The sequence below is a fragment of the Brevibacterium casei CIP 102111 genome (assembly GCF_900169275.1).
Classification (GTDB): domain Bacteria; phylum Actinomycetota; class Actinomycetes; order Actinomycetales; family Brevibacteriaceae; genus Brevibacterium; species Brevibacterium casei.
The window spans coordinates 549,795-561,841 of the sequence record NZ_FXZC01000002.1 but is presented as its reverse complement, the minus strand read 5'-3'; the positions used below and the strand labels follow the sequence as shown (position 1 = coordinate 561,841).

Annotated in this window: 12 protein-coding genes and 1 tRNA gene; 7 read left to right on the top strand and 6 right to left on the bottom strand. The window is 68.1% G+C overall.

Annotated features, from left to right (window positions below; all coding sequences use genetic code 11):
- Positions 1-10 precede the first annotated feature (10 nt).
- Positions 11-1,450 (top strand): Ada metal-binding domain-containing protein, encoded by a 1,440-nt coding sequence (locus BC102111_RS06265; RefSeq protein ID WP_095375882.1) that lies wholly within the window; start codon positions 11-13, stop codon positions 1,448-1,450.
- A gap of 77 nt (positions 1,451-1,527) precedes the next feature.
- Complete coding sequence (locus BC102111_RS06260; protein ID WP_095375883.1) at positions 1,528-2,058, top strand: methylated-DNA--[protein]-cysteine S-methyltransferase; 531 nt, start codon at positions 1,528-1,530, stop codon at positions 2,056-2,058.
- Between the two features lie 206 nt (positions 2,059-2,264).
- On the opposite strand, the gene BC102111_RS06255 is transcribed toward BC102111_RS06260, so the two are convergent.
- Together BC102111_RS06255 and BC102111_RS06250 are read right to left on the bottom strand one after the other, a co-directional pair.
- A tRNA-Ala gene (locus BC102111_RS06255) sits at positions 2,265-2,337 on the bottom strand.
- An 80-nt stretch (positions 2,338-2,417) separates the two neighbouring features.
- Entirely contained in the window at positions 2,418-2,606 is a 189-nt protein-coding gene (locus BC102111_RS06250; protein WP_101623832.1) for a hypothetical protein, read from the bottom strand.
- Positions 2,607-3,298: 692 nt separating this feature from the next.
- On the opposite strand from BC102111_RS06250, the gene BC102111_RS06245 reads away from it, so the two are divergent.
- Positions 3,299-4,258, top strand: a complete 960-nt coding sequence (locus BC102111_RS06245) for a universal stress protein (RefSeq protein ID WP_101623831.1) — start codon at positions 3,299-3,301, stop codon at positions 4,256-4,258.
- 2 nt (positions 4,259-4,260) lie between these two features.
- Positions 4,261-5,124 carry an alpha/beta fold hydrolase gene (locus BC102111_RS06240; protein ID WP_101623830.1) on the top strand — a complete coding sequence of 288 codons (864 nt, stop codon included), beginning with the start codon at positions 4,261-4,263 and terminating at the stop codon, positions 5,122-5,124.
- Positions 5,125-5,176: 52 nt separating this feature from the next.
- On the opposite strand, the gene BC102111_RS06235 is transcribed toward BC102111_RS06240, so the two are convergent.
- Positions 5,177-5,404 (bottom strand): hypothetical protein, encoded by a 228-nt coding sequence (locus tag BC102111_RS06235; protein WP_101623829.1) that lies wholly within the window; start codon positions 5,402-5,404, stop codon positions 5,177-5,179.
- A 97-nt stretch (positions 5,405-5,501) separates the two neighbouring features.
- Positions 5,502-5,915 (bottom strand): phage holin family protein, encoded by a 414-nt coding sequence (locus tag BC102111_RS06230; RefSeq protein WP_063250628.1) that lies wholly within the window; start codon positions 5,913-5,915, stop codon positions 5,502-5,504.
- A gap of 251 nt (positions 5,916-6,166) precedes the next feature.
- Here BC102111_RS06230 and BC102111_RS06225 point away from each other — a divergent pair, with 251 nt between their 5' ends.
- A complete protein-coding gene (locus BC102111_RS06225; RefSeq protein WP_101623828.1) occupies positions 6,167-7,498 on the top strand; it encodes an MFS transporter in 1,332 nt (443 codons plus the stop codon).
- Between the two features lie 137 nt (positions 7,499-7,635).
- Complete coding sequence (locus tag BC102111_RS06220; RefSeq protein WP_063250630.1) at positions 7,636-9,105, top strand: peptide MFS transporter; 1,470 nt, start codon at positions 7,636-7,638, stop codon at positions 9,103-9,105.
- Between the two features lie 63 nt (positions 9,106-9,168).
- On the opposite strand, the gene BC102111_RS06215 is transcribed toward BC102111_RS06220, so the two are convergent.
- Positions 9,169-9,927, bottom strand: coding sequence for an ArsR/SmtB family transcription factor (locus BC102111_RS06215; RefSeq protein ID WP_101623827.1), 759 nt, complete (start codon positions 9,925-9,927; stop codon positions 9,169-9,171).
- Between the two features lie 135 nt (positions 9,928-10,062).
- Between BC102111_RS06215 and BC102111_RS06210 the strand changes: the two genes are divergently transcribed.
- Entirely contained in the window at positions 10,063-11,175 is a 1,113-nt protein-coding gene (locus tag BC102111_RS06210) for an MFS transporter (protein WP_232252804.1), read from the top strand.
- A 6-nt stretch (positions 11,176-11,181) separates the two neighbouring features.
- Here BC102111_RS06210 and BC102111_RS06205 read toward each other — a convergent pair whose 3' ends face one another.
- Positions 11,182-12,027 carry a CPBP family intramembrane glutamic endopeptidase gene (locus tag BC102111_RS06205; RefSeq protein WP_101623898.1) on the bottom strand — a complete coding sequence of 282 codons (846 nt, stop codon included), beginning with the start codon at positions 12,025-12,027 and terminating at the stop codon, positions 11,182-11,184.
- Positions 12,028-12,047 lie beyond the last annotated feature (20 nt).

Genomic DNA, 12,047 nt, shown 5'->3' with positions numbered 1-12,047 from the left:
GAATAGCCGTATGCTCACTTCGGACCAGTGCTATCAGGCGGTGACCGGACGCGACCGGCGCTTCGACGGAATGTTCTTCACCGCCGTGGCGACGACCCGGATCTTCTGCCGACCCTCGTGTCCGGCACGCACCCCGCTGCGGGAGAACGTCGACTTCTTTCCGACGGCTGCGGCCGCGGTCGAAGCAGGGTATCGGGCATGTAAGCGCTGCCGTCCCGATGTCAGCCCCGGTTCCCCGGACTGGGACGTCCGCGCCGATGTCAGCGCCCGGGCGTTTCGCCTCATCCGCGACGGTCTCGTCGACCGCGCCGGGGTCTCCGGCCTCGCCTCGGCGCTCGGCTACAGCAGCCGCCAACTCGGACGCGTCCTCCACGCCGAACTCGGTGCCGGCCCCCTGGCCCTGGCCCGCAGCGAACGAGTGCGCACTGCCCGGACCCTCGTCGAATCGACGGGGATGACGATGAGCGAGGTCGCCTTCGCCTCGGGATTCTCGAGCATCCGACAGTTCAACGACACGTTCAAGGACACGTACGGCATGGCCCCGGGTCGGCTGCGCACGGGTGCGGCTCCCGCCCGCGCCGACGACCTCGCGGTACGTCTGGCCTACCGTGCCCCCATCGACCTCGACCACCTCTTCGCCTACCTCGGGCTGCGCGAGATCCCCGGAGTCGAGGACGTCGGTGCCCATCACTACAGTCGTTCGCTGCGCCTCGCCCACGGGCCCGCCGTCATCACGCTCACCCCCGGCGACGGCGACTTCGTCACCTGCCGACTGCGCCTGACCGACACCCGGGACCTCGGGGCGGCCGTGGCGCGGGCGCGACGCATCCTCGACCTCGATGCCGACCCTGCCGCGGTGCACTCGACCCTCACCGACGCCGGGCTCGGCGACCTCGTCGGCCCAATCCCGGGCATCCGCTCGCCCGGGCACGGGGAACCCGTCGAACTCGCCATCCGCACCGTCCTCGGGCAGCAGATCTCCGTGCGCGCCGCCCAGACCCACCTGCGCCGACTCGTCGAGATCGCAGGGGAGGGCCTGCCCGAGGAGCTGCGCTGCGGCACCGTCGACCGGATCTTCCCCACCCCCGAGGCGATCACCGAGCTGACCGATGATGACTGGGCGCTGCCTCGGCGACGGATCGCGACCCTGCGGACATTGGCGCGAGCGCTCGCGGACGGGACCATCGACCTCGGTCCGGGCACCGACCGGGATGAGGCGGCCCGAGCTCTGCTCGCCCTGCCAGGGATCGGACCGTGGAGTGTCGGCTACATCCGGATGCGCGCACTCGGCGACCCCGATGTCCTCCTCGCCTCCGACCTCGGAGTGAGGAAGGCCCTCGATGCCCTCCCGGTGCCGCTCACCGACGGGCAGCTCGCGGCTGCCCGACCGTGGCGGTCCTACCTCACCCACCTGCTGTGGGCAGCCCACGCGGGATCGGTGCACCGCTGATGACCACACCCACCGGCCCAGCGCCGACCTCACCAGACCAGACCATCCCAGCCGCGACATCCCAGAGAGGAACCGCCATGCGCTTCTCCGCACCGAACACCGACGTCCTGCACTTCACCGCCATCGACTCACCCGTCGGGGAGATCCTCCTCACCGCCGACGACGAGCATCTCACCGGGGTCTACCTCGACGGCTTCGAGGCCGTCCTTGAGAGGCTCTCTCTGCGCACCGTCGCCGAGGCGGTCGAGAGTCCCGACCTTCCCGTCCTCGTCTCGGCGTCTGCGCAGCTGGGGGAGTACTTCGCCGGACAGCGGACGACATTCGAGCTGCCTCTTGCCCCGTCAGGCACCGACTTCCAGCTGCAGGTGTGGGAGGCGCTGACGACGATCCCGTTCGGCACCACGGCCGGCTACGGCGAACTCGCCAGGTGGATCGACCGTCCCAGGGCCTCGCGGGCGGTCGGTGCGGCGAATGGGAGGAATCCGATCAGCATCATCGTGCCCTGCCATCGGGTCATCGGCGCCAGCGGCGCGCTCACCGGCTACGCGTGGGGAGAGGAGCGCAAGCGCACGCTGCTCGACCTCGAAGGAGTGACGGCCCGCCGGTGACGACCGCGCGGTCTGAATCCGCATGGCATGGATCGATCCGTACCATGCGGATCGACACCGAGCGGTTGCCTCGGAGCTGTGCCGCGACTCACCCGGGAGAGAACGTTTTGCCGCGACTCACCCGGACGAGCACGCTGCGCTGCGGCACTGACCTGCGAGAACGACGAAGGCCCCGGACCGATCGGTCCGGGGCCTTCGCCCTGCGGTGGAGGTAAGGGGATTCGAACCCCTGACCTTCTCCATGCCATGGAGACGCGCTACCAACTGCGCCATACCCCCGCTTGCCTGATCAATATTACTCAGGCGGGGGCCACACGCCAAATCGACGGGAAGTGACGCTCGGCACAGTGGTGCACGGCTCAGGCGATCGGCCTCTGCGCGACGAAGAGGTCGAGGTCGCGGTTGCGCCGTGCCTCGAGCTCCTCACGACGGGCCTGGGCGCTGAGCTCGGCGATGCGGCGGTTGAGTGCGGCACGGGACGCCTGCGTCGCGTCGGCCTCGGGTCGTCTCGCCCAGGCGACGAGACGGAGACCGGTGGACAGGGCCACACGTCTGGGAAATGTGAATGCGAATGTAGTGGACACAATTGTTCCTTTGTGTTTTTCGGGCAGGGGGAATCCCCGGAAGACGGAAATGGCGAACACTGCTCCGAGGGCGCACAAATGCGCAGAACAGTGGTGGGAAATGCGTGCTGAGCTGAACTCGGATGCGCGGACGGGCTCGGCGATCTGCTGTGAGGCCGATGCGGTCGAAGCGCAGAGGAAAGCGCCGGTGTTCAGTCTGCCGGCGGAGAAGGAGGTGTCACACGGCTGTGATCAGCCGTCGAGTCCCAGTCCGCCGACCCAGCAGGCAGCGAGCGCACGGTTGCCTGTGCGAAGGTCCGTGAATGCGATGTCGAAGAGATTCATTGTGCTGCACTCCTTTCAGGGTCGTGGATCGTCGATGGGCCGCGTCGGAGCCCATTCGTGGAACTGTGCAATTGTCTGTGGGTGCGAATCCGTAATTGCACTGTCGAATTTATCACAGGCTGAGCAATTCGTGTGACTTCTGGTCATAATTTCTGAACTTTTCTTTTCCGAATGCGGATTCACCCGCACAGGGGTTCCGATCGGGACCCGTCGTCGCGGTGTCCGCGGCGTCTGGCCGGGGTGCGTCGTCTTCCCCGCCCGGGCATCCCGGCAGGATGGCCTCCTGACCACGTAGAATCACCTGGAGAGTCGCTACGAACCGGGAGAAGTCCATGACAGAGTCAGCTGCATCCGTTCCGCGCCTGGTCGTCGGATACATCGCCACCGATCGGGGTCGGGACGCCATCTCCCTGGCGATCTCCATCGCCCGGTCCGTCGAGATCGAGCTCGTCGTCACGATCATCCGCCCGGAGTCCTCGACCTTCCACGCCGCCGGATCGATCCCCAAGGACGGGACCGGCATCGTCGCCCAGCAGCTCGACGAGTGGCTCGAAGAGGCGCTGGCCCTCATCCCCGACGACATCGCTGCCCGCGGGGTCATCCACACCGCATCGAACGAGTCGAAGGGCCTCATGGAGGTCGCCTCCGACGAAGGAGCGGTGGCGATCGTCATCGGCGCCAGGGCGACGACGCTCATGCGCCAGTTCCGCATCGGCACCGTGGCGACCTCGCTGCTGCACTCCTCGGAGGTGCCCGTCGTCCTCGCGCCGGCCGGGCGCTCCGACATCGGTCCGGTCTCCCGGATCACGACGCTCTTCGGTGCCCGTCCCGGCGCCGCCGCTCTCATCGGCTCGGCGATCGAGGCCGCCACCGCCTTCGACGTCGACCTCCGCCTCGTCGCGCTCATCGAGAACGACGGCATGGCCGAGGACGAGATCGCCGAGGTCACGGAGTTCGCCGAGGAGTACGGGGGAGCAGTGCTCGCTGCCCGAGCCTCCGACCTCTTCGCCTCAGGCCGGGCCACCGTCGTCTCCGAGGGGGGCGCCGACATCGAGGAGGCGGCCGAAAGCGTCGAATGGATCTCCGGCGAGCTCGCCTTCATCGGCTCGTCCCGCCTGGGACACGGTCGCGTCTTCATCGGAGCCCGCGCGCGCCGTCTGCTGCGCGTCCTGCCGGTGCCCGTCGTCGTCATCCCGCGCCGCACGCTCTCCCGCGCCGACGACGCCACCGGAGCCGACACCTCGGCCCGTGCCGACGGCGACACTCAGGCAGCCGAGGGCGAGCAGCGCTGAGCGTGGAGCCAGCCCACAGGCTCGACCTCGACGTCGCCGGTCACCCCACACCCGTGTGGGTCCACCCCGGACGGGGGGCCGGTCGACCGGTCCTCATCGTCCACGGCTTCCGCGGCGACCACCACGGACTCGACCGGATCGCGGCAGCGATGCGGCAGCGCACCGTCATCGTCCCCGATCTGCCGGGGTTCGGGGAGAATCCGCCCCTCAAGGACGGCCTGAGCCTCGAGTCCTATCTCGATCACCTCGAGGCCCTCATCGCCGAGGCGGCCGACCGCTGGGGTGCGCGCCCGATCGTCGTCGGGCACTCCTTCGGTTCGATCCTCGTCTCCCACCTCGCGGCGAGGCGGCCGACGACGGTCGACGAGCTCGTCCTCATCAATCCGATCACCTCGCCGGCTCTCGAGGGGTCGGCGCGCGTGCTCACCGCGCTCACCCGCCTCTACTACGCTCTCGGGGCGCGCCTGCCCGAATCGGCGGGGCGCGCCCTGCTCGGCCATCCGCTCATCGTGCGGCTGATGAGCGAGGTCATGGCGACGACCCGGGATCGCGGTCTGCGCCGCTACATCCACGACCAGCACGCGAGGTACTTCTCCACCTTCAGCGACCGGGCGTCCCTGGCCGAGGCCTTCGATGTCTCCGTCGCACACACCGTCACCGAGGTGGCCGACTCCCTGACGATGCCGCTGCTCGTCATCGCCGGCGACAGCGACGCGATCGCCCCGATCGAGGTCACCCGCGGGGTCGTTGCAGGCCTGCCCGATGTCCGCTTCGTCGAACTTCCCGGGGTGGGGCACCTCGTGCACTACGAGCGCCCCGATGAGGCCGCCTCGGCGATCGAGGGATTCGCCCGCGAACGCGACTGACCGCGCCGCGGACGAGCCACGGCGCGGTCAGTCGCGCAGTCGGGGAGCCGGGTCAGGACCGGCGGTCGACGATCCAGTGGTAGATCATCGGCAGCATGAAGGCCACCGCCGCGACGAGGAGACCGGCCCAGAAGACCCAGAACTCCGTGCCCGCGGGGGAGGAGAAGGCCGCGCCGAAGAGGTAGATGGTGAAGATGAAGAGCGCGAAGGCGACGATGAAGACGACGACGTCTGCGAAGTTCGCCTTGCTCTGGCTTCTCTGCGCGACAGGGTTGGACATATTCTCCTCCGAGCGGTGGAACGGGTGATGGTCGATCGGCCATCAGTCTACATGCCGTAGAGAGCGGACCCCGGCATTGAGAGCCGGACCCCGGCATTCAGTCGCGGTCGCGGCTGCTGTCCGGGGCGAGCCACCCGAGCAGTGCGGAGACGATCGAGACGATGATCGCTGCGAGGATCGCCTGGAAGAAGAACGAGTCGATCGTGAAGACGAAGGGCGTGAACCCGCTCAGCCAGCTTGTCAGGGCGAGCATCGCGGCGTTGATGACGATCGAGAACAGGCCCAGGGTCAGGCACGTGATCGGGGCGGAGAGGACGCTGAGGATGGGTTTGATGAACGCGTTGGCGAGTCCGAAGATGAGGCCGATGACGAGGTAGGAGACGATCGTCGCGGCGATCGGTCCGGTCTGCTCCTCGACGACGCTGTTGCCTTCGATGGCGACGCCGGGAAGGATCCATGCGGCAACCCAGATCGCGAACGCATTGATGCCGACTCGGAAGAGGAAGTTCATGCTCGTATCCTCGCAGACTGGTCTGCGTCCTTTCTGAGTCGGGCGTGGGAAACCCGTGTCCGGACCGACCGTTTCTGTGACAGGGGTCCGTGACAGGTTTCCGTGACAGAGATCAATGCCCCATGGCGGCCGTCACCGGGTAGGGTGGTGGGCGAACCCCACTTCGACGTGCATCTACCGAGTGCTGTGCAGCAGTCCACCACGGCGGCACCGATCCTCGCCGATGGGGCGAGGCAGAAATGACGATTGCCATGCCGCACACCGATCCGCTCCGACCGCAGTCCCCGACCGCAGGTCTCCCGGCCCCGACCTCGGGCCCCGCCGAATCCGCAGGTCCGCCCGACTCCGCGGGCCCGGCCTCATCGCCCACCCTCCTCTCCGCGGTGGGCCTCGGCTACTTCCCGCTCGCCTTCCTCGCCCGTCTGCCCTATGCGATGGTCGTCGTCGGCGTCCTCACCCTCGTCGTCGCCGGTCGCGAATCGCTGAGCCTCGGCGGGCTCAACTCCGCCATGGTCGGGCTCGGCACCGCGATCTTCGGCTCCTTCATCGGCGCCGCCGCCGACCGGTGGGGGCAGCGCCCCGTCCTCCTCGTCGTCGGCACCCTCAACAGCCTCGCCCTGATCTTCCTCGCGTGGGTCGTCTTCTCACCGCTTCCCGACGCCGTCGTCCTCATCGCCTCCTTCGCGATCGGCGCCACCGCCCCACAGGTCTCGCCGATGTCGCGCTCCCGCCTCGTCGACATCATCCTCGCCCGCCTGCCCGGCGGACGGCAGGCGAAGGTCCTCAACGGCACCATGGCCTACGAGTCAGCCGCCGACGAGGTGGTCTTCGTCTTCGGTCCCTTCATCGTCGGGCTCCTCGCCACAGGGTTCTCTCCCGTGGCACCGATCATCGGTGCGGTCGTCATGACCGTCGTCTTCGTCTCCGGCTTCGCCCTCCACCCCAGCGGTCGTCTCGCGGCGAACGGCCGGAACCGCGCAGGCGCCAAGGGACCCGTGCGCGGGCTCTTCACCTCGGGCATCGTCGTCGTCATCGCCGGCGTCTTCGGCATCGGCCTCGTCTTCGGGTCGACCCTGACCTCGCTCACCTCGCTCATGAACGATCTCGGCCGGCCCGAACAGGCGGGACTCGTCTACGGCGTGCTCGGCATCGGCTCGGCGCTCCTCGCGATCTCCGTCGCCCTCTTCTCCCCGCGCTTCGCCCTCTGGGCACGCTGGCTCTGCTTCGCCCCGCTCCTGCTCGCCGGCACGATCGTCCTCGCCGTCTCGACGTCGATGCCCGCCGTCGTCGTCGGCCTCCTCCTCATGGGCACGGCGATCGGTCCCACGCTCGTCACCCTCTTCAGCCTCGCCGCCGAGCGCAGTCCCCGCGGCCGTTCGGCGACCGTGATGTCGATGGCTGGGTCCGCGATCATCGTCGGCCAGTCCGTGGCCTCCGCGGTCGGCGGAATCCTCGCCGAGGAGGCCGGAACGGAGACGGCCATCATCGTCCCCATCGCTGCCGCCCTCGTCGTCCTCAGCGCGGGTCTGGCCAACCTCCTCGTGCGCTTCCGGACCCGGAAACGAGACGTGGTTCACACTTAGATTCCGCTTGTTGGGACGCCGTGTCCCAGAGTGGCCGAAGTGTGCTCTGAGCCATGTCGTGGGAGTAGGATGACCGACTGTTCAGAGTGAATCACGCCTCAGAATGCGTGATGACATGACACAACGGAAAGCACGATATGTCTTCTAGCACAAGGACGACTGAGGTCGTCTCGAGCGATACGCGGTTCTTCGGACACCCGCTGCCGCTCATGCAGCTCTTCAGCCTCGAACTGTGGGAGCGCTTCTCCTACTACGGCATGAACGGCATCCTGGCCCTGTACCTGTACTTCAAGGTCACCGATGGCGGACTCGGTCTTCCGCAGGCCACAGCGGTCGGCATCGTCGGCGCCTACGGCGGTGCCGTCTTCCTCGCCACGATCCTCGGCGCGTGGGTCGCCGACCGCCTGCTCGGGGCGGAGAAGGTCCTCTTCTCCTCGGCCATCATCATCATGGCCGGTCACATCGCCCTCGCGCTCGTTCCCGGCTTCGGCGGCGTCGCCGTGGGCCTCATCCTCGTCGCACTCGGTTCGGGTGGACTCAAGGCCAACGCCTCGGCGCTTGTCGGAGAGCTCTACGAGGAGAAGGACCCGCGTCGTGACGCCGGCTTCACGATCTTCTACATGGGCGTCAACATCGGCGCCCTGCTCGGACCGCTCATCACCGGTCTCCTCCAGCAGAACATCGGCTTCCACTACGGCTTCGGCGCAGCCGCCGTCGGCATGGCCCTCGGTCTCATCATCTACGCGACCGGCCGGAAGAACCTCCCCGCCGAGTCGCGGGTCGCGGTCAATCCGCTGCCGAAGTCGAAGGTCTACCTCTTCGTCCTCGCCGTCGTCGCCGCCGTCGTCCTCGCAGCGCTGCTGTGGATGACCGGCCTCATCACCCCGGAGAACCTCGACTGGTGGATCGCCGGCATCTCCGCCGGAGCCGCTGCGTGCTACGTCATCGTCATGTGCACCTCGCCGCAGACGAACGCCGACGAGCGCTCGCGTGTCCTCGCCTTCATCCCGTTCTTCCTCACATGTGTCGTGTTCTGGTCGATGTACCAGCAGATCTTCGGAGTGCTCACCGTCTACTCCGACGGTCAGCTCAACCGTTCGATCTTCGGCTGGGAGATGCCGATCAACTGGATCCAGCTCATCCCGGCGTTCTTCGTCATCGTGCTCGCCCCGGTGCTCGCGTCGCTGTGGATGAAGCTCGGCACCCGGCAGCCCTCGACGCCGATCAAGGCCGGACTCTCGCTCATCCTCATCGGCATCGGCTTCCTCATGTTCCTGCCGTTCTCGGATGCGCCGGCGAACTCGACGCCGCTGCTCTGGGTCGTGCTCATCCTCATCGTCTTCGTCCTCGGTGAGCTGCTCATCTCCCCGGTGGGCCTGTCGTTCTCGACGAAGGTCGCCCCGAAGGTGTTCCAGTCGCAGATGATCGCGGTCTTCTTCCTCGCCTCCGGTGTCGGCACCGCGCTCTCGGGTGTCCTCGGCGGTTACTTCGATCCCGCGAACCAGGTTCCCTACTGGACGTCGATCGGCGGCACGTCTGTCGTCCTCGGACTCCTTGCGCTGACGCTGACGAAGCCGATGCTCAAGGCCCTGCGCGGCATCCGCTGACTCAGCGAACCGCATAGCGTTCGTCCGACGCCGCCCTCCCGGATCTCCGGGAGGGCGGCGTTCTCAGTTCGGTGCGTGGGGGTGCGCGGGCGCTTCGGTGAGCCAGTTCGCGATCGCCTCGGGTGCGAGGACACGGAGGTCTCGTCTGCCGGCTCGTCGGGCGACCCAGCCCAGGCCGATCATGCGGGTCATGATCTCGGCTCCGAGTCCCCCGGCGAGGTGGTGGCGCTGTTCCGACCAGTCCATGCACACCCGGATCAACGGTCGCCGCCGAGCATGGAGAGGCGCGAGGTCGATGCCGATCCGCCCGAACATCGCCTCGGCGGCAGGACCCAGCGCGTACGGTGCGTTCGCGACCCGGCTGCTCAGCTGATCGGCGGCCGCGGGCGCAGGGCCGTCGACGCCGTCGCCGCGGGTGAGAGCGTCCTGTTCGAGGAGACCTGCGAGCAGGTCGATTCCGAGGCCTCCCGCGAGATGGTCGTAGCATGATCGTGCGACCCGCAGTCGCTGCCATCTGTCCACGGCGGCCAGACCGACCGGGCGCTCGGTCTTCGCGAGCGGAAGCAGAGCTTCGATTGCGGCGACGACGCGCAGATCGGTGATGCGATAGCGCCGGGTCCGCCCGGACGCCTCGACGGTGACGAACTCAGCGGCCTCCAGACGGGCCAGGTGCGAGCTCGCCGTCGATGCGGATACTCCGGCGATCCGTGCGAGGTGACCGGCAGGTCGCGCGGCGCCGTCGACGAGCTCGATGAGCATCCGGGCGCGAGAGCGATCCGCGAACAGTTCTGCGACCCCGGCGAGATCGGGCTGTGCTTCCATGCCCACCAGTATCCCTCCGCCATCGTTCGATCGCCGTCGAATGGTCCCGGTCCGAGGATGGGGTCCATGAAGCCATGCCCACCGACACAGGGAACAAGCGGGAGTCCGCTGCTGCTGACAGTGCTGTGCGTGCCGATGTTCCTCGTCCTGCTCGACGTGCTGTCGATGAACGTCGCCCAACCCAGTCTGGGTCGCGCGTTCGACATTCCCAGGAGCCAGTGGTCGCTCCTCGTCGATGCCTACACGGTGCCGCTCGCGCTCGGGCTGCTCCCGGCCGGGTGGCTCGTCGATCGCCTCGGGCCGCGCCGCGTGCTCTTCTGGGGCCTGGTCGTCTTCGTCACGGCCTCCGGGCTCGGGGCAATCGGATGGTCGTGGGGGACCGTGCTCGCTGCCCGCGGCGCGCAGGGCATCGCGGCAGCGGCGATGCTGCCGGCCGGGCTGGCCGCGCTGACGATCACGTGGGCGGAACCGGCCCCGCGAGCGAAAGCACTCGGAATATGGTCAGGGGTGAGTGCGGTGGCGACCGCGATCGGTCCAGCTGTCGGCGGGCTGCTCGTCGCGGCCCTGGACTGGCGGGCGGTGTTCTGGGTCAACGTGCCTCTCGTCCTCACGGCGCTCTTAGGCACCGCACGGCTGCTCCCCGCCGGCGATGCGGCCGACGAGCGCGGGCGACCGGAGAGTCTGCGCTCATTGGTCGTCTCGGTCATCGTCGCCGCGGTCATGACCAGCGGCGCCAATGGAACGCTCCAGGTCGTCACTGTCCACCTCCAGGACGAGCTGCACCTCGCAGCCGGCCCCGCAGGAGCGATCCTGCTGCTGGCGACCGCGCCGTTCGTCATCCTCGGACCGGCCTCCGGCAGACTCGTCACCCGTTGCGGCCGCCGCGCCGTCGCCTGCAGTGGCCTGCTCATCGGCGGGGTCGGTCTCCTCACCCTGGGCCGGGTGCCCGGCGTGCCCGGCCTCATCCCCGGTCTGCTCGGGATCGGCATCGGCCCGGGCCTGATGACCGCCGCCATCGTCGGTGAGACCATGGCCGCCTGGCCGAACCGCCCAGGACTCGCCGGTGGTCTCAACAACGCGTTCCGGCAGTTCGGCACCAGCGTGGGTGTCGCCGTCGGCGGCATCGCGACACTGCACACGACGGGCGGCCCGCTCCTCGAACGCACCGGGATGACCGCCGGACTCTGGTGGATCGCCGGAGCCGTCCTCGTCTTCATCGGCTTCGGACGGAACCGGTGGCGTCGTTGAGGCCGGTCAGACCCCGATGAAGATCGGCAGCGCTTGGGGGTGGTGGGCGGAGACGATCGTGAGGAAGACGATCGCGTCGAAGAGGAGGTGGACGGTGACCGTGTACGGCAGCGACTTCGTCCGAGTGAAGATCACCGCCTGCACGAGGGCGAAGGGGATCGTCAGCAGCGGGCCGATCGACCGGTAGCCGAGCTCCCAGAGGAACGAGACGAAGATGATGCTCATGAGCACGTTCGCCGTCCAGAAGTCGAAGTGCCGACGCAGGAGTGCGAAGACCGTACAGATGAAGAAGAGTTCGTCCCAGAGTCCGACGGCGTTGACGCCGATGAAGAGACGGAGGATCTCATGCCATTCGGTCACCGCCGGCCAGTTGAGGTAGACGCCGGTGCGGATGAAGTACTGGGGCAGGACCGCCCACGCGACGACGACGACGAAGATCAGCCACGCCCATTCGAGCTTCGACCACGGAACCCCGTGCCGCCGCGGGTAGACGATGCTCTTCTCCTTGAACCAGTAGCGCGTGATGAGGAAGGGGATGACGACGACGGCGGAGAGCACGAGGCCCATGCGCAGGATGTTGCCCCACGAGATGTCGGCTTCGACGGAGATCGCGGAGATGAGGGCGAGCGCCCCCGCGATGACGGTGAGGTCGCGGGCGAAGCTCAGCGTCGTCGTCCATGCGAGCCCGACACCGGCGAGCAGGGGCGCATACCCCCACGCCTTGAGATCGGGCAGATCCGTGCCGATGCCGAAGAGGATGACCGCGGAGACCGCGATGAGCACGGCTGAGAGACCCGGCAGGGAGACGACGCTCCACCTCTGCTCCGCGGTCTCGTCTGTCACGTCGTCCACGTCGCCCACTCTAGTGGAGA

Bases quoted from the DNA above. Each gene is read 5' to 3' on its own strand.
- BC102111_RS06265 (WP_095375882.1), top strand. From the start codon at position 11: ATGCTCACTTCGGACCAGTGCTATCAGGCGGTGACCGGACGCGACCGG.
- BC102111_RS06260 (WP_095375883.1), top strand. From the start codon at position 1,528: ATGCGCTTCTCCGCACCGAACACCGACGTCCTGCACTTCACCGCCATC.
- BC102111_RS06245 (WP_101623831.1), top strand. From the start codon at position 3,299: ATGACAGAGTCAGCTGCATCCGTTCCGCGCCTGGTCGTCGGATACATC.
- BC102111_RS06235 (WP_101623829.1), bottom strand. From the start codon at position 5,404: ATGTCCAACCCTGTCGCGCAGAGAAGCCAGAGCAAGGCGAACTTCGCA.
- BC102111_RS06230 (WP_063250628.1), bottom strand. From the start codon at position 5,915: ATGAACTTCCTCTTCCGAGTCGGCATCAATGCGTTCGCGATCTGGGTT.
- BC102111_RS06225 (WP_101623828.1), top strand. From the start codon at position 6,167: ATGCCGCACACCGATCCGCTCCGACCGCAGTCCCCGACCGCAGGTCTC.
- BC102111_RS06220 (WP_063250630.1), top strand. From the start codon at position 7,636: ATGTCTTCTAGCACAAGGACGACTGAGGTCGTCTCGAGCGATACGCGG.
- BC102111_RS06215 (WP_101623827.1), bottom strand. From the start codon at position 9,927: ATGGAAGCACAGCCCGATCTCGCCGGGGTCGCAGAACTGTTCGCGGAT.
- BC102111_RS06210 (WP_232252804.1), top strand. From the start codon at position 10,063: ATGTTCCTCGTCCTGCTCGACGTGCTGTCGATGAACGTCGCCCAACCC.